This window comes from Mesorhizobium sp. M7D.F.Ca.US.004.01.2.1, assembly GCF_003997785.1.
Taxonomy (GTDB): Bacteria; Pseudomonadota; Alphaproteobacteria; order Rhizobiales; family Rhizobiaceae; genus Mesorhizobium; species Mesorhizobium loti.
This window is the reverse complement of record NZ_RZRQ01000135.1, coordinates 1-15418: the sequence shown is the minus strand read 5'-3', so window position 1 is coordinate 15418 and position 15418 is coordinate 1. Positions and strand designations below refer to the sequence as shown.

The 15418-nt window shown below is 62.3% G+C and carries 17 protein-coding genes and 1 pseudogene; 7 read left to right on the top strand and 11 right to left on the bottom strand.

Annotated elements, in window-relative coordinates; translation table 11 throughout:
* Positions 1–126, bottom strand: a pseudogene (locus EN993_RS37840) (cell wall hydrolase); the annotation flags it as partial.
* Positions 127–275: 149 nt separating this feature from the next.
* Entirely contained in the window at positions 276–1568 is a 1293-nt protein-coding gene (locus EN993_RS18970) for an MFS transporter (RefSeq protein ID WP_127264535.1), read from the bottom strand.
* Positions 1569–1702: 134 nt separating this feature from the next.
* On the opposite strand from EN993_RS18970, the gene EN993_RS18965 reads away from it, so the two are divergent.
* Positions 1703–2620: a LysR substrate-binding domain-containing protein gene (locus EN993_RS18965; protein WP_127264534.1), complete on the top strand. Its 918-nt coding sequence runs from the start codon at positions 1703–1705 to the stop codon at positions 2618–2620.
* A gap of 31 nt (positions 2621–2651) precedes the next feature.
* Here the strand turns inward: EN993_RS18965 and der are convergent, their stop codons facing one another.
* Positions 2652–4085: a ribosome biogenesis GTPase Der gene (gene der, locus EN993_RS18960; RefSeq protein WP_109662115.1), complete on the bottom strand. Its 1434-nt coding sequence runs from the start codon at positions 4083–4085 to the stop codon at positions 2652–2654.
* The gene (locus tag EN993_RS18955) at positions 4082–4747 is read right to left on the bottom strand and encodes a tetratricopeptide repeat protein (RefSeq protein ID WP_109662112.1); all 666 of its coding nucleotides are present in this window, start codon (positions 4745–4747) and stop codon (positions 4082–4084) included. The genes der and EN993_RS18955 overlap by 4 nt, the downstream gene beginning before the upstream one ends.
* A 215-nt stretch (positions 4748–4962) precedes the next feature.
* On the opposite strand from EN993_RS18955, the gene EN993_RS18950 reads away from it, so the two are divergent.
* Entirely contained in the window at positions 4963–5970 is a 1008-nt protein-coding gene (locus EN993_RS18950; protein WP_127264536.1) for a polysaccharide deacetylase, read from the top strand.
* Positions 5971–6006: 36 nt separating this feature from the next.
* Here the strand turns inward: EN993_RS18950 and sbmA are convergent, their stop codons facing one another.
* The 3 genes from sbmA to EN993_RS18935 form a co-directional block, all read right to left on the bottom strand.
* Positions 6007–7266, bottom strand: coding sequence for a peptide antibiotic transporter SbmA (gene sbmA, locus EN993_RS18945; RefSeq protein ID WP_109662107.1), 1260 nt, complete (start codon positions 7264–7266; stop codon positions 6007–6009).
* Positions 7267–7379: 113 nt separating this feature from the next.
* A complete protein-coding gene (locus EN993_RS18940; protein WP_127264533.1) occupies positions 7380–8540 on the bottom strand; it encodes a YbfB/YjiJ family MFS transporter in 1161 nt (386 codons plus the stop codon).
* Between the two features lie 118 nt (positions 8541–8658).
* Positions 8659–8883, bottom strand: a complete 225-nt coding sequence (locus EN993_RS18935) for a hypothetical protein (protein ID WP_109662103.1) — start codon at positions 8881–8883, stop codon at positions 8659–8661.
* A 95-nt stretch (positions 8884–8978) separates the two neighbouring features.
* Between EN993_RS18935 and EN993_RS18930 the strand changes: the two genes are divergently transcribed.
* From EN993_RS18930 to EN993_RS18920, 3 genes are all read left to right on the top strand, one after another.
* Positions 8979–9893 carry a LysR substrate-binding domain-containing protein gene (locus tag EN993_RS18930; protein ID WP_127264532.1) on the top strand — a complete coding sequence of 305 codons (915 nt, stop codon included), beginning with the start codon at positions 8979–8981 and terminating at the stop codon, positions 9891–9893.
* A gap of 84 nt (positions 9894–9977) precedes the next feature.
* A complete protein-coding gene (locus EN993_RS18925) occupies positions 9978–11234 on the top strand; it encodes an aminopeptidase (RefSeq protein ID WP_127264531.1) in 1257 nt (418 codons plus the stop codon).
* Between the two features lie 18 nt (positions 11235–11252).
* Entirely contained in the window at positions 11253–11606 is a 354-nt protein-coding gene (locus EN993_RS18920; protein ID WP_109662096.1) for a DUF488 domain-containing protein, read from the top strand.
* A 98-nt stretch (positions 11607–11704) separates the two neighbouring features.
* On the opposite strand, the gene EN993_RS18915 is transcribed toward EN993_RS18920, so the two are convergent.
* Positions 11705–12040 (bottom strand): ArsC family reductase, encoded by a 336-nt coding sequence (locus EN993_RS18915; protein ID WP_245468905.1) that lies wholly within the window; start codon positions 12038–12040, stop codon positions 11705–11707.
* A 169-nt stretch (positions 12041–12209) separates the two neighbouring features.
* Here EN993_RS18915 and EN993_RS18910 point away from each other — a divergent pair, with 169 nt between their 5' ends.
* Positions 12210–12566: a metalloregulator ArsR/SmtB family transcription factor gene (locus EN993_RS18910; protein WP_126068348.1), complete on the top strand. Its 357-nt coding sequence runs from the start codon at positions 12210–12212 to the stop codon at positions 12564–12566.
* Positions 12563–13042: an SRPBCC family protein gene (locus EN993_RS18905; protein ID WP_109662088.1), complete on the top strand. Its 480-nt coding sequence runs from the start codon at positions 12563–12565 to the stop codon at positions 13040–13042. The genes EN993_RS18910 and EN993_RS18905 overlap by 4 nt, the downstream gene beginning before the upstream one ends.
* A 100-nt stretch (positions 13043–13142) precedes the next feature.
* Here EN993_RS18905 and EN993_RS18900 read toward each other — a convergent pair whose 3' ends face one another.
* The 3 genes from EN993_RS18900 to EN993_RS18890 all read right to left on the bottom strand — a co-directional run.
* Complete coding sequence (locus EN993_RS18900; RefSeq protein WP_109662086.1) at positions 13143–13496, bottom strand: nuclear transport factor 2 family protein; 354 nt, start codon at positions 13494–13496, stop codon at positions 13143–13145.
* A gap of 133 nt (positions 13497–13629) precedes the next feature.
* Positions 13630–14259: a 2'-5' RNA ligase family protein gene (locus EN993_RS18895; protein WP_127264529.1), complete on the bottom strand. Its 630-nt coding sequence runs from the start codon at positions 14257–14259 to the stop codon at positions 13630–13632.
* Positions 14260–14540: 281 nt separating this feature from the next.
* Positions 14541–15418: ABC transporter ATP-binding protein (locus tag EN993_RS18890; protein ID WP_164757717.1), on the bottom strand; the 878-nt coding region annotated here is incomplete at its 5' end.

The following is a 15418-nucleotide window of genomic DNA, read 5'->3' as shown; positions in this document are numbered from 1 at the left end:
GTCCTGGTAGGCGGCGACGGTCGGAAAGCCGATCCAGATGCCGAGACCGATGACGAACGGGGTCAGAAAGCCACGTTTTCTCTCACCGGCGGCGGCAACAAGCCGCTTCAACACACGTCGATGCACGGAACTCTCTCCAGGAACGCCACAGACCCCACTGGAGAGCAAAATGATGCATTAACCTTGATGGGACGTTAACGGGTTCGATCGGGTTTTCCTGATCGGCTGGAGGTGGTGGTTCCGAAGTCGGGCGGTTTTGCGGCCGGCATGCGAACTCAGGCCGGGCGCAGGAAGATCGGCCAGGCGATCAGGGGGCAGATGGCGGCCGACAGCCAGACGCCGGACCATGACCAGAGGTGCAAGAGCCCCGGAATGGCCACCGGCACCAGGAAGAAGCCGACGAAAACGAAGCTGTTGGCAAGGCTGAGCGCGGTTCCGACATGGCCGGCACCGGCAAGCGTGGCAAGCTCGGTATAGGCGACGCCGTGCCATGCGGAGACCGAGATGCCCGCGACAATCAGCACGACGGGAAGGACAGCCATGAGGAAGAACCGTCCGCCCGGCATGGCGGGACCGGCCAGAACCAGCAGCCAAAGCACCAAGAAGGCAAGCGCGCTGAGCGCACTGCACAAGCGAAGAAACTGGCGGCGGTTGCCGTGGCGGTCGGTGAAGCGGCCGCTCCAGATGCGCATGACCATGGCGCCGATCTGCACGGCGGCGAGGCTCCCGCTGATCGCTGCCGTTCCCAGTCCGACAAAGTCATGCAGGAACACGGAGGCGAAGGTGAGCACTGCCACTTGCGGAAAGCAGAGCAGGCCGATGGCGGTCGCGATACGCCAGACGTCCGGATTGCGCAGCGGCGCCGGTCCGGCCACAGTTGCCGAAGCGAGATGGCCCTCGCCCGCCGTCGGCGGCTCGTGCAGCCAGCGCCAGGCGAACAGGGCAGAGAGAGCGGATGCGCCCGCCAGAACCCCAAACACCGCGCCAAAGCCGAAAGCCAGGGCAAGCGAGGGCAGCACAAGCGCGCCAAGTCCGCCACCGAGCGGCACCGCCGTCTGCCTGATGCTCATGGCAAAGCCGCGCTCGTTTTCGCGGAACCAGCCCATGATGGCGCGGCCGCTCGAACCGTTGACGCTGCCGCCGAGCAGTCCGGTGATAAGCAGGCTCGCCGAGAGCAGCGTGACATCGGGAATGCCGCTCCTTGTCGGGACAACCAGCATCGCCATGACCAGGAGCCACGCCGCCGTCGCACCGAGCCCGATCAAAAGCACGCGGCGATCGCCCCAGCGGTCGGTGAGCAAGCCCCAGGGCAGTTCGCTGAGCGCGACCCCCAGCCCGAGAAGGCCGAGTGCCAGGCCGAGCTCGGCATTGCCCAGATGATAGCCCTGACGAAGCACGACCGCCGTTGCCGGTATGCCGGAGAAAGTGGCGGAGAAGCTGGCATTGGCGGCAACGCCTATGCCCAGGACCTTCCAGCGATGGCCGGGCTTGAATGCTCTTCCGGTGAAGCCGGTATCTTCCAGAAGTTCCGGCTTCTGTCGGTCAGTGCAATTGACAATGGCGGACATGATTTCATTCCCGTGCTGGCCAGTGGTCTGGTCTTGACGGTCTGTTTCTAGCGCCGTAGTTTCATCCTTAAAATCAGCAATTTTTAAACTTACCATCCTGAAAAGCAGGACTAACAAAAAGCAGGACTAACAATATGCGACGCGTGACATTCGACCTCGACGTCCTCCGCAGTTTCGTCACCGGCATGGAGTTGGGCAGCTTTGCCAAGGCGGCTGACCGGCTTGGCCGGTCGACGTCGGCGGTCAGTGCGCAATTGAAGAAACTGGAAGAACAGGCGGCGACGCCGATCTTCCGCAAGTCGGGACGCGGCCTTGCCTTGACCGAGGCGGGCGAAACCATGCTCGGCTATGCACGCCGGCTGATCGAACTGAATGACGAGGCGGCATCCGCCATCCATGACGTCGAGCTTGAGGGCTGGGTAAGGCTCGGCCTGCAGGAGGATTTCGGCGAGGCGGTGCTGCCGGACGTGCTCGGCCGCTTCGCCCGGGCGCATCCCAAGGTCAAGATCGAAGCCAGGATCGCGCGCAGCCATGAACTCGCCGAGCGAATCGTGTCAGGCAGTCTCGACATCGCGCTCGCCTGGCACTGCGGCGAGACGCTGCCTTACAGCGAGCACGTCGCCGATGTGCAGATGCGCTGGATCGGCCCGACCAGGCGCATCGAGACCAGCCTGCGCCACAGTGAGCCACTGCCGCTGGTGGCGCTCGAAGCGCCATGCCTGTTGCGCACGGTGGCAACCGAAACGCTCGACCGCGCCGGCCTGTCGTGGCGGATGGCCTTTTCCAGCCCGAGCCTTGGCGGCATCTGGGCAGCGGTTGCGGCGGGGCTGGGGCTGACGATCCGGACCGACATCGGCCTGCCGGCCAGCGTCAGCGCGATGACGCCTGAGATCGCCGGATTGCCGGCGCTGCCTAAGATGTCCTTGTTCCTGCATCGCAAGGACGCCGAGGCCGAGCCGGTGGCGGCCCGCCTCGCCGACATCCTGCTGGACGCCGCGCGGCAAGCGCTGCCTGAGAATACGCGGGCCAGCGACCTGCGCAGCGTGGCGTGATCATGGCGCACCAAGGGGGCGCCGATGACAATCAGCTTCGCTTCTTGTTGGACCTGCCTGCGAAGGGATTGTCCGACGTGCGCAGCGCGATGCGGATCGGCACGCCTGGCATGTCGAAGGCTTCGCGCAGGCTGTTGGAGAGATAGCGGACATAGGATTGCGGCATCGCATCGGGCCGCGAGCACTGGACGACGAAACCCGGCGGCCGGGTCTTGGCCTGGGTGACGTATTTGACCTTCAGCCGGCGCCCGGCCACGGCAGGCGGCGGGTGGTGCGCCAGGATGCCTTCCAGCCAGCGGTTGAGCTTGCCGGTCGAGACGCGGCTGTTCCACACCTTGTGGGTCCTGATGACGGCATCCATCAGCTTGTCGAGACCGCGCCCGGTCTCGCCGGAGACCGGTACGGCCTGGAGGCCGCGCGCCTGGGGAAGAAGACGTTCCGTCTTCTCGCGCAGTTCGGCCAGAAGCTCCTGGGGATGGTCGATCAGATCCCATTTGTTGAAGGCGATCACCGGCGCCCGGCCTTCCCTGATGATCAGGTCGGCGATCTGCAGATCCTGCTTCTCGAAGGGAATGGTGGCGTCGAGGACGATGATGACGATCTCGGCGAAGCGGATAGCGCGCAGGCCGTCCTGCACCGACATCACTTCTAGCTTTTCGTGGATCCTGGCCTTGCGGCGCATGCCGGCCGTATCGAACAGTTTCAGGCGGCGGCCATGCCAGTCCCAGTCGACGGAGATCGAATCACGCGTGATGCCGGCTTCCGGTCCGGTGAGCAGCCGTTCTTCGCCGATCAGCGCGTTGATCAGCGTTGACTTGCCGGCATTGGGACGGCCGACGACAGCGATACGCATCGGCTTGGTGTCGTCATAGGTGTGCTCGGCATCCGGGTCGGCGATATCCTCGCCGATCAGAACCTCGCCAGCAGCGACTTCTTCGTCTTCGCCATCTTCTTCGCCGAAAGCACGCGCTTCGCCGAGCGCGCCGATCACGGCGTCGCGCAGGTCGGGCATGCCCTGGCCATGCTCGGCCGAAACCGGGATCGGTTCGCCAAGGCCGAGTTCCCAGGCCTCCAGCATGCCGCCCTGAGCGCCCTTCGCCTCGGCCTTGTTGGCGACCAGCACGACCGGCTTGCCGGACTTGCGCACGATCTCGGCGAAGGTCCTGTCGTCAGGCAACAGCCCGGACTTGGCGTCGATGGTGAAGAAGATCAGGTCGGCCTCGCGGATGGCGATCTCGGTCTGCGCACGCATGCGGCCGGGCAAGGTCGAGGCGCCCGCGTCCTCGAAGCCGGCGGTGTCGATGACATCGAAATGCAGGTCGTAAAGCTTGGCGGTATGGACGCGACGGTCGCGGGTGACGCCCGGCGTGTCGTCGACAAGCGCCAGCTTCCTTCCCACCAGCCGATTGAAAAGAGTCGATTTGCCGACGTTAGGTCTGCCGATGATGGCGACTTTGAAGGTCACGACGCACTGCCCGACCCGCGGATCAGTTCGGACATCAACGTTGCGCGCTCGCGGGTGTTGCGCGGGGCGCCGTCATCGGCGGCGATCTGGTCGAACAGTTTCAGCGCATCCTGGGTCTTGCCTTCCTTCCAGGCGGAAAGGCCGAGTGCCTCGCGCGCCGTATGGCGCAGCGTGTTGGTGTCGGATGTGAGCGCCTCGACACGGCTGGAGACATCGGCAAAGGAGCCATGGTCGACAAGCAGGAGTGCTGCCCGCAACCGCGCCATGTCGCGAATGCCCTGGGGAATAGCCGTGTCGGCGGCGACTTCGTCGAAATCCTTGACGGCGGCGTCGATGTCGCCCTTGTTGGCCTTGACGGTCGCGCCGCGCATGCGGGCGAGCAACGGATAGGCGCCGTAGCCATCCTTCTCCAACTGATCGAGTGCGGTCAGCGCTTCGTCGCTCTTGCCGTCATTGGCGAGCTTCAGCGCCTGCGAGAACGCATCGCCCGAGCGGTTGGCGCGCGTCTCGTCCCAATAGCGATAGCCAACGAAGGCGGCGGTGCCGAGCACCACGAGGATCGCAACGACTATCAAGGCGGGACCGAAACGGTCCCACAGCGCCTGCGCCTGTTCGCGACGAATCTCGTCGTTGACTTCACGGATAAAACTGTCGTCGGACATCAATCAAAACCATTCCTGCCCGGTCGGGCCTTTGTCAGCCCGCGTTTTAGCGAAATTTTGTCGGCATGGAAGGGGTTCAACCGGAAAATCGCCTATTCCCGAGGGCAAACGGATGTTTGCCCCGGGCAAGCAGCCGAAAAGGCCAATCGCACCCACGCCACATTTAGGCGATAGCCGGCTTCGATACGTCCCCTAGAGTGCAGATCAGATTGCCGATGTACCGTCCGTTCCGCGTTGTTGCGTTTTCCCTCGCCGCGCTCGCCACTGCCGGGGCGGCTTTGGCCGATCCGCCCGCGCCACCAGCGCCGACAAAGCCGAAACAGGTCGTCATCATCTCGTTCGACAGTGCCCGCGACATTTCGCAGTGGAAGCGCAGCCGGGCGCTGGCGCAGCGTACCGGCGCGCATTTCACCTATTTTCTCTCCTGCGTCTTCCTGCTGTCGCCGGAAACACGCGCGGAATACACCGCACCCGGCAAAAGCGCCGGCAAATCCAACATCGGCTTTGCCGCCTCGAAGCAGGAAGTCACTGAACGGCTTGAGCAGATCGGCCTTGCCGTGCATGAAGGACACGATATCGCCAGCCATGGCTGCGGCCATTTCGACGGCAAGGACTGGAGCAAGGCCGACTGGTTGAAAGAGTTCAGTTCCTTCGAGCACATTCTCGAGAACGCCTATGCGATCAACGGCATTGCGCCCGAACCCGAGGGCTGGCGCGATTTCGCGCGGCATGCGGTTGTCGGCTTTCGCGCGCCGTATCTGTCGACTGGCAAGGCGCTTTATGAAGCGCTGCCGGCGGCCGGCTATCAGTTCGACGCGAGCGGCGTCTCACAGGGCCCTGCCCGGCCGGCGGCCAGCAACGGCATCATGCACTTTTCGCTACCGCAGATTCCGGAAGGACCGAAATCAAGGCCGGTGATCGCCATGGATTACAATCTCTATGTCAGACATTCCGGCGGCTTCGAGCGGCCAAGCAAGGCGGACGAGTTCGCCAAACGGACCTATGACGCCTTCCGCGCCGCCTTCGACAAGCAGTATGCGGGCAAGCGCATTCCGCTGGAACTCGGCTTCCACTTCGCGCTGATGAATGACGGCGCCTACTGGAACGCGCTGGAGCATTTTGCCGGCGAGGTCTGCGTCAAGCAGGATGTCGAGTGCATCAGTTTTCGCGACTACATATCGCGCCAGGATGCTGCCCAGAAGCAGGCTTCGGTCGGCGACTGAGCCGCCAACCCGGTTCGATTTCCAAAAACCCGGTCTTTAGGCCGGATCCTCGGCGCCCTGTCTTGCCAGATAGCGCTGGTCGATATCGGGCAACGGCTCGCCTTGCAGCGTCGCCTCGAAGGCGCGCAGGCGTTTGTGGACCGATTGCAGTTCGACGATGGTCGACCAGGAGGTGAGCAGAAACTGCAGCGAACCCGTCACCTTGCCGAACGCGTTCGAAATCTGGTTCAGCGCGCCGAACGTTATCTTGTGCGCCACCAGCGAGGGACCCAGGATCAGCAGCGAGAAAATGTTGTCGGCCTGCAGGTAGGTGTAGCGGACGACGTTGAAATAGATGTAGTGGAAATAAAGCCTGAAATAATTGTGACGAACATTCGAAAACAGTTCGGCAGTGGTGGCTGGCTGGGCTCGGTCCGCGTGATCCTCGCCGTAGACGAGTTCCTTGCGATAGGCGGCTTCGACACGCTGGTTGCGGAATTGCAGCCCTGGAAGTTTCAGGCCGGCAATCATGACCGAGATCGTCCCGAACAGACACCAGGCAAGAGCTGCGACCACCAATGGCTGCGGGATTGCGCCGATAATCGGCAACTCGGTGATATGAGCCTGCAACTGGATCATGACCGGCAGGAATGCGATCAAGGTCATGATCGACTGGACAAAGCTGGAGCCGAGATCTTCCATGATCTGCGAGAACCGCATCGTGTCTTCCTGGATACGCTGCGAGGCACCCTCGATATGGCGTAGCCTGCCCCAGTTCTCGACGAAGTAGTTGTTCATCGCCGTGCGCCAGCGGAAGATCCAGTGGCTGACGATGAAGGCATTGACCACCTGCACATTCATGCCGACCAGAGCTAGCCACGAAAAATCGGCCAATCCGATGTAAAATTCGCCGTTGGTCGACTTTCCAGTCCCCGACATCAGTCCCTGCACATAGTCGAAGAACGGCCCGTACCAGGCGTTGACGGCGACACTGACCTGCACATTGAAATAGATGAAGAACAGGATGACCGCGGTCATCAGGATCGACCAGCGCTGCCACGGATGCGGCGAATACCAGCTCCAGAATGCGTAGAAGACGAGCACGCAGAACGCGAAGTAGAGATAGAACCAGAGGAACGGCTTCGATACGAGGATGGCGATGCCAATGATGGGCGGCGCGCCTGCTGCCGCTGGCGGCAGCCCGAAAACCGCGCCCAACTGCTCACCACCGAAAAACCAGAACAGGATCGCCGCAAGGCTCCAGACGGCGGCCGAAGTGAAGAAGAGCTTCGGCTGCGGGAAAAAGGATACGAACACTGTGGCGAATTCCTCGATCTAGGCGCAAATCAGCTGACTACGGCGGGCATAAAGTCACACATTAGTGGGAAAGAAAATGCCCGTGCCCGATGCCCGGCACAGCAAGCCCACAATCATGGCGATTTTTGCGCAGCCGACCATGTGATGGCGCCGGAAACGACAAGAGCGCCGGCCGCGACAATCGAGGCGAGGAAGAAATCACCTGACGCCTGCGCCAGAAACCCAGCGGCAACCGGACCGATGATCTGGCCAAGTCCGAATGAGGCCGTCATCACGGCAAAGATCCGGCGTGGCGCCATTGGCGCCAGCTGCCGTGCGGCCTGCAGACCAAGCGCGGTGATGGCAATGAAGGTGACGCCGAGCAGCAGGCCGCCAAGCAGCGGCCCGGTGCGTCCGCCGATGGCGACGCTTGCCGTGACGCCGACAACTTCGATGAAACACGCCAGCGCATAGGCGACATAGAGTCCGATCCGTACGGCGATCTTCTGCCAGAGCCAGGTCGAGGGAAATCCGGCAAGGCCGGCGACCATCCACACAACAGCCTCGAAGACGCGGCTACCGCCGCCTTGCCGGACGATGGCGACCAGGAATGTCGCCGTCACCACATAGCCAAACCCAAACAGGCCGTAGGCAATGATGATTTTCAGCAGCGACCGGTCTTTCGGCAATGCCGGCTCAGGGCCAGTTTCGCCATTGGCGAGCGGACCCTCGTCCACCAGCAGCGCCACGACCACGAAACCGCAAGCCGAAATTGCCGCCGACCACAGCCAACCTGCTGCCCAGCCGGCATGTTCGGTGACCAGGACAGCCATCATCGCCGCGGACACCGCGATGCCGAGGCCAACGCCGCCGAAGTGCCAGGCCTGCAAGTCACCTCGACCGACAGCGGCGATATGGCTGAAAACGATGCTGGCCATGAACACCATGACAAAGGCACTGGCCAGACCGGCAAGAAAGCGGATGATGAGAAAGGCGACCATCGCGTCAGTCAGGCCCATCAGTGCGGCTAGGACAGTGCTGGCACCGAGACCCGACAGCATCAGCAGGCGCTCGCGCCCATGCGCCCAGCCGCCCGCCGCCGCCAGCGCGCCGACGAGATAGCCGAGATAGTTGGCAGAGGCGATCCAGCCGGCATCGGCCGGCGACAGGTGGATCTCCTCCATCATGCCAGGCAGGATCGGCGTATAGACGAAGCGGCCGATGCCCATGGCGACGGCCAGGGCAATCATGCCGGCGAAAGCGTAGCGCAGCGCTGTTGAGGTGGGCGATATCATTGCAGCGCACAATAAGTGCGCGAGCCGGTGAAACAATCCGCCTTTTGTTGGGCCAGCGCAACCGCGAGGCGGCGCGATCGTCTCGACTTCTGCTTAAGCCGGAACCCTTGGCGTCCGCTCAGCAGCGTCCACCGGGAGCGGCACGCAATGAAGTCGTTTCGTGCACGGTCCGCCGCGCCGTCAGCCTGAACGGCACATCACCAAGTTCGCGCTCCGACATGGTGTTCAGCACTGGGTGCGAAAGCGGATCGATCAGCCATCTCTGAGTCTCGCCTTCACGGCACGGCTCATACGGCGTATTCGCGGCGAACAAGACCTTCAGCGACGACAACATCCTCAGCATTTCCGGCTCCGTGGGCCTGTCTCCCGCCAATAAGTCTGCCGTTTCGATATGTCTTTCAATTGAGATTTCAGCCGGATCGGTTTAGAAAAACTCAAATGGCCATGCTCAATCGCGTCCATCTCAACGGCCTTCGCGCCGTCGAAACCGTTGCCCGTCTCGGCTCCCTAGCCGCGGCGGCCGGCGAGCTCACCGTTTCCGTCAGCGCCGTCAGCCAGCAGATAAGCCGCACCGAAAAGCAGCTCGGCCAGGCGCTGTTCGAGCGGACGGCGAGCGGTCTCGTGCTGACCGAATTCGGCGCCGTTTTCGCTGCCCGCCTCGGTGCCGGATTTCGCGAGCTAGCCCAGGCCGTGGCGCTGGCCGATGAGGCGACGCAGTGCACATTGGTGGTTTCGGTGGCGCCGGCCTTTGCCTCGAAATGGCTTTTGCCGCGACTGTCGCGTCACTTCGACCGGCATCCCAACGTGCTGCTGCGCATCGACGCGTCGGTGCGGTTGGCCAATCTCGATCACTCAGACATCGACATCGCCATCCGGCTCGGCGACGGCAAATGGCCGGGCGTGCGCACGGAACTACTCCTGACGCAGGAAGTCTTCCCGGTCTGCGCGCCGGCGATCGCCCAAAAACTGAAGTCGATCGAGGACCTTGCCCAGACCTGCGCCATCACCGACGAGCGGGCGATGATCAACTGGGAAAGCTGGTTCGAGGCGGCTGGTGTTCCACCGGTCACCTTCCTGAAGGGGGCGCGTTTCACCGACCCGATGCTTTGCCTGGAATCGGCGATTGCCGGCCATGGCGTGATGCTGGGCTGGCAATTGCTCACCGCGGATGCGCTGGCCGATGGGCGGCTCGTGGCGCCTTTCGGAATCCGCGCTCAGAGTGGGCTCGGCTATTGGCTGGTGACCTCCGCCACCCGGTCTGAAAGCCGCAAGGTCAGGGATTTCAAGGTCTGGGTCCGCGAGGAGATCGAGGCGACAATGGCGCAGTTCAGGTCGCTTGAAAGCGCGGCCTAGGTCTGGCCCAGCGCAATCGCGGTGGAAAGGATGCGGACTGCGGTCTATGTAAGACCATATCAAAACATTACGGCAGGCAGGATCATGACCACACATACGCGCGGCGTTTCCGCATCGATCGACCCGGTGAAGCTCGACAGGCTGGCGGAAGTTGCCATCAAGGTCGGGCTGCAATTGCAGCCAGGACAGGATCTGGTGCTAACATCCTCCATCGCGGCGCTGCCGCTAACCAGGCGGATCGTCGAGCACGCCTACAAGGCCGGTGCCGGGCTGGTGACGCCGATCTTCAACGATGACGAGATGACGCTGGCGCGCTACCGCTTCGGCGCCGATGCGAGCTTCGACCGCGCCGCCGGCTGGCTTTATGAAGGCATGGCGAAGGCCTTTTCCAACAATGCGGCAAGGCTGGCCGTACGCGGCGAGGATCCGTCGCTGCTGTCGGCGCAGGATCCGGCGAAAGTGGCACGTGCCAACAAGGCCAATTCGATGGCCTACCAGCCGGCGCTGGAAAAGATCACCGGCTTCGACATCAACTGGAACATCCTCGCCTATCCGGACCTCGCCTGGGCCAGGCAGGTTTTTCCGGAAGACAGCGACGACGTAGCTGTAGCCAAGCTTGCCGACGCCATCTTCGCTGCCTCGCGGGTCGATGTGGAGGACCCGATCGGCAATTGGACGGCGCATAATGCAGCGCTTCGCGGCCGCACCGAATGGCTCAACGGCCATAATTTCCACGCGCTGCACTTCACCGGACCGGGCACCGACCTGACCGTCGGACTGGCGGACGGCCATGAATGGATGGGCGGCGCCTCGACCGCCAAGAACGGCATCACCTGCAATCCCAACATCCCGACCGAAGAGGTCTTCACCACGCCGCATGCAAAGCGCGTCGAGGGCCATGTTTCCTCGACCAAGCCGCTCTCCTACCAGGGCACGCTGATCGACGAGATCTCGGTGCGTTTCGAGGCGGGCAGGATCGTCGAGGCCAAGGCATCGAAAGGCGAGGACGTGCTGAAGAAAGTGCTCGACACCGACGAGGGCGCGCGCCGCCTCGGCGAGGTGGCGCTGGTGCCGCATTCCTCGCCGATCTCGGCGAGCGGGCTGTTGTTCTTCAACACGCTGTTCGACGAGAACGCCGCCTGCCACATCGCGCTCGGCCAGTGCTATTCGAAGTGCTTCGTCGACGGCGCCTCGCTCAGCCAGGACGAGATCGCGGCGCGCGGCGGCAACAAGAGCTTCATCCACATCGACTGGATGATCGGTTCGGACAAGATCGACATTGACGGCGTTCACAAGGACGGCCGCAAGGTGCCAGTGATGCGCAAGGGCGAGTGGGCCTGACCACTTGCGGAGGGGCCGATGACCTTCGACCTGGCGGTCAAGCGTATCTACGAGCCACCCGCTCCCGATGACGGGCAGCGGGTTCTGGTCGACCGGATCTGGCCGCGCGGTGTCAGCAAGAAGGACGCCGCGCTGGCATTGTGGTTGAAGGACATCGCGCCGAGCGACGAGTTGCGCAAATGGTTCGGCCACGAGCCGGCGCGCTGGGCGGAGTTTCAGGAGCGTTATGGCGCTGAGCTGGATGGAAATGGCGAGGCGGTGGGTGAATTGCTTGGCCTGCTTCGCCACGGCAAGGTGACGCTGCTCTATGGCGCGCATGACGAAGCCCACAACAATGCGGTGGCGCTGGCAGGGTATTTGCGTACGGGCTGAGGCGCCTACGTCTGCGACGCCGGCCATCGGCGAAAGCCGTGGCTACATCTGATCTCCACCCTTGCGGGGGAGATTGGCAGCGTCGCCGTCTCGCTACGCTACTTCACTGCCGCTTCATAAACCTCAGCCTTGAATCCAACCAGAACCCGATCCCCGACCTCCAGCACCGGTCGCTTGATCATGGTCGGCTTAGCCAGCATCAGCGCTTTGGCCTTCTTTTCGTCGAGGCCCTGCTTGTCCTTGTCCGGCAACTCGCGGAACGTCGTGCTCGCCTTGTTGAGCAGCCTTTCCCAGCCGGCCTTTCCGACCCAGCCATCCAGACGCTTGGCGTCCAGCCCCTCGGCCCTGAAATCGTGAAACCGGTACGCCACGTCATGGCCCTCCAGCCAGACGCGCGCCTTTTTGACCGTGTCGCAGGTGGTGATGCCGTACATCGTGATCGTCAAAACAGTGGCCCTTCGGATTTCGAATCTGATCGCAGACTAAGGACGCTCTGCGCGCTTTGCCAGCGCTCTGCGGCGTGCCTTTGGTTTTGCCCTTGCCAATACTAAGGATTTTTCCTAAGTATATCGAGCCCCTTTTGACAGCGCCTCGACACCGACCATGACAAGCCTTCAGACCGCAACTCCCGGCCCTCCAACGATCGACGGCATCTTTCGCGCTCTTGCCGACCCGACGCGGCGACGCGTTGTGGAGCGACTGAACCGCAGTCCAGCCTCGGTCAGCGAACTCGCAGAGCCTTTCGAGATGGCGCTGCCGTCCTTCATCGAGCATCTCAAGGTGCTTGAGATCTGCGGACTGGTGCGCTCGCAAAAGACCGGCCGGGTCAGGACCTATCAACTGGCAGCCGAGCCATTGAAGCTCGCCGAAAACTGGCTGGCCGAACAGCGCACGCTGTGGGAGCGCCGCCTCGACCAGTTCGACGCCTATGTAATGACCCTCAAGGAGAAAGAAGAATGAGCTATCTCTTCAAGCCGGATCCCAGACTGGACCTCGTGCTGGAGCGCGTCATCGACGCGCCGCGCGAATTGCTGTGGCGCGCCTTGACGACGCCGGAGCATGTCAAACAGTGGTTCACGCCGAAGCCGTGGATGATCACCGACTGCGAGATCGACCTCAGGCCGGGCGGGCTGTTCCGGACGCGCATGCAGTCGCCTGACGGCAACGAGGTCAACGACCGCCATTGCTGCTATCTCGAAATCGCGCCGAACGAGCGGCTGGTTTGGACGGACGCACTGCTGCCGGGCTACCGGCCGTCTGGAGAGCCGTTCATCACCGCAGTCATTTCCCTCCAACCGGATGGCCGGGGCACGCGCTACAGCGCCACCGCCATCCACCGCGACGAGGCGACCCGCAACAACCACGAAGAGATGGGTTTCTTCGACGGTTGGGGCACGGTGGCCGATCAGCTTGCGCAGTATGTGAAGACGATCTGATCTTCTCACATGACGGCCAGGACGTGGTCCTGGCCGTCATGCTTGTTTTCAATCCAGCAGCAGACAGAGCGGGCTCCCTAAAGCCGGTGGTATTTCCGCCTCAATAGTAGAAGCGCTCTTCGGTGATCTTGCCGTTCTTGACCGTGTAGAGGCCAACTTCATCCATGGTGACACGCTCGCCAGTGGCCTTGGGCGTTATGTCGAACTTGAAGCGCACCGCGAACTGGTCGCCGTTGACATAGGGGCCCTCGACCGAGCCGCCATGCACTTCGTTGTTCTCCTGCCACCATTGGCCCTTCTGCCTGAGCGCCTCCTTGCCACGGGCGATGGCCATTGGCCCTTCCATGGCTTCGAGGCTGACGATATCATCGGCATTGTACTTCTCGGCAGCACCGACATGATCGCCCTGCTGGAGCAGCTCGGTGAAATCCTTGGCAATTTCCGCGATGGTCATTTGTGTTCCTCCTGTTCAGACGCACTGCAAATAGGGAACGATTTGCTGGCCGGCCATCGTCAGTCCGCGCTTTAGCTGACAAGCCATGTCAGGATGATGGTCGCGCGGACCAGGTGACGATGATTTAAGGCGTTTACATCGCGGGCCGGGCATCGTCCTGGCCCGTCAATGGCCAATGGTGAGGCACATCGTACCGACCTTCCTGGATGAAGCTATGGACGAGCGCAAAACCCCGCACTGTCCAACTGATGGGGTTAATCGCCCTTTCGCGAATTTTGGGCACTCCCACTTTGTCGCGAAGCAGCGTGATATGCGGTTCAATGGACTTTGTGAGAAAGAACTTTAACGGGCTATCCGAAATCACTGCCGTGAGGTTTCGCCAGAACTCTTGCAGCGAAGGATTGCCGTCGCTGCTGCGTAAAACAAGCGCGCCACCGCCAAAAGCGCACAAACGATCAAAAGAAACGTCGAATGGTTTTGCGACAATCATCGAGCCGATGTGGTGAGCGAGTTCGACCAAGCCGTCCGGCAGTCCGTCATGGTCGCCGAGTCCAACAAGCGAGATGTGATTGGCAATTATTTTCCCTTTCAGCCCGAGTTCCTGGCGCCAAGCGGTCGCTTGTAGAGCGACAGGGTCGGCGATGGTGCCTTCCATCAGGTGACAGAAGAACAACCGATCAGTGCGACGACGCCTGTTCCGCTCATGCCAATTGAAAGATGTTTGACCGTTTTCAGCTGTGTTGAATGTGGGCAGTTCATTCATGTCATTCCTCCTTTGCGCCACCCACCTCCGCCAAGCTGGAAATTTTAGAACAAAAAGGGAACAAATCAAGCAAAAACGAAGCGAGCGTTGGTGCTTTCCGCATCAGCGCCCGCGAGTTCAACGGTTGAAGAAGCTGAGTTGGACTTGAAGCCTACGCCCCGTAGCCGATGATGCCCTTGACCTCGAGAAAATCGTGGGTCGCCCAGTCGGCATATTCGCGACCGTTGCCCGACTGCTTGTAGCCGCCGTGCGACGTGTGCTCCGTTTCAGGTATCGATGAACTAACCTGGCAGGATGGGGCAGTTGGCGCCACGGCGCAGGCTGATATGCGCCACGTCGCCGGCGCTGAATTGAAAACCCTCGGCCTGGCGCGGTGCATCGATGACAACAGCTGCGCCTTGCTCGAGCTCGGCATGGAGGCGCAGCGTGCGTCCGTGAAAGACGATGCTGTTGACGCGCGCCGGCGCGGTGCCGGGCGCTGCTTCGGTCATCGCCAGCAAATCCTCCGGGCGCACACCAATGGTCTGCATCTCGCCTTGCCCGGGTGACTGGCCGGTTTCAGCGACGGCCTCCAGCGGCAGGGTGCCGGCAGTGAAACGCAGGCGATCGCCGTCGCGGCCGATAAACCGTGATTGCAGGAGATTCATGGTGCCGATGAAGCTCGCCACAAACTTCGTGGCGGGCCGGTCATAGAGCGTCGCCGGCGGCGCGATCTGCTCGATGCGTCCCTTGTTCATGACGACGATACGGTCGGAGATCGACAGCGCTTCGGTCTGGTCATGGGTGACCATGACGAATGTGGTGCCGAGCCGCGACTGCAACCGCTTCAGTTCAACCTGCATCTGTTCGCGCAGATGCGCATCGAGCGCCGACAGTGGCTCGTCGAGCAGGAGCACGCGTGGCTCGCAGACGATTGCGCGCGCTAGCGCGACACGCTGGCGCTGGCCGCCCGACAGCTCGGAGACGCGGGCGCCAAGCTTGTCCGCGAGACCGACCATGTCGAGGGCTTCGCCGGTGCGCTTTGCCTGCTCGCTGCCGGAAAGCTTGCGCAGCGACAGGCCGAAGCCGACATTTTCGGCGACATTCATATGCGGAAACAGCGCGTAGTCCTGGAACACAGTGTTGACCGGCCGGTCGAAGGGCCGAAGGGCCGTGATGT

Coding starts and splice junctions, on each gene's coding strand:
- EN993_RS18970 (WP_127264535.1), bottom strand. CDS start 1,568: ATGTCCGCCATTGTCAATTGCACTGACCGACAGAAGCCGGAACTTCTG.
- EN993_RS18965 (WP_127264534.1), top strand. CDS start 1,703: ATGCGACGCGTGACATTCGACCTCGACGTCCTCCGCAGTTTCGTCACC.
- EN993_RS18955 (WP_109662112.1), bottom strand. CDS start 4,747: ATGTCCGACGACAGTTTTATCCGTGAAGTCAACGACGAGATTCGTCGC.
- EN993_RS18950 (WP_127264536.1), top strand. CDS start 4,963: ATGTACCGTCCGTTCCGCGTTGTTGCGTTTTCCCTCGCCGCGCTCGCC.
- EN993_RS18940 (WP_127264533.1), bottom strand. CDS start 8,540: ATGATATCGCCCACCTCAACAGCGCTGCGCTACGCTTTCGCCGGCATG.
- EN993_RS18935 (WP_109662103.1), bottom strand. CDS start 8,883: ATGCTGAGGATGTTGTCGTCGCTGAAGGTCTTGTTCGCCGCGAATACG.
- EN993_RS18930 (WP_127264532.1), top strand. CDS start 8,979: ATGGCCATGCTCAATCGCGTCCATCTCAACGGCCTTCGCGCCGTCGAA.
- EN993_RS18925 (WP_127264531.1), top strand. CDS start 9,978: ATGACCACACATACGCGCGGCGTTTCCGCATCGATCGACCCGGTGAAG.
- EN993_RS18920 (WP_109662096.1), top strand. CDS start 11,253: ATGACCTTCGACCTGGCGGTCAAGCGTATCTACGAGCCACCCGCTCCC.
- EN993_RS18915 (WP_245468905.1), bottom strand. CDS start 12,040: ATGTACGGCATCACCACCTGCGACACGGTCAAAAAGGCGCGCGTCTGG.
- EN993_RS18910 (WP_126068348.1), top strand. CDS start 12,210: ATGACAAGCCTTCAGACCGCAACTCCCGGCCCTCCAACGATCGACGGC.
- EN993_RS18905 (WP_109662088.1), top strand. CDS start 12,563: ATGAGCTATCTCTTCAAGCCGGATCCCAGACTGGACCTCGTGCTGGAG.
- EN993_RS18900 (WP_109662086.1), bottom strand. CDS start 13,496: ATGACCATCGCGGAAATTGCCAAGGATTTCACCGAGCTGCTCCAGCAG.
- EN993_RS18895 (WP_127264529.1), bottom strand. CDS start 14,259: ATGAATGAACTGCCCACATTCAACACAGCTGAAAACGGTCAAACATCT.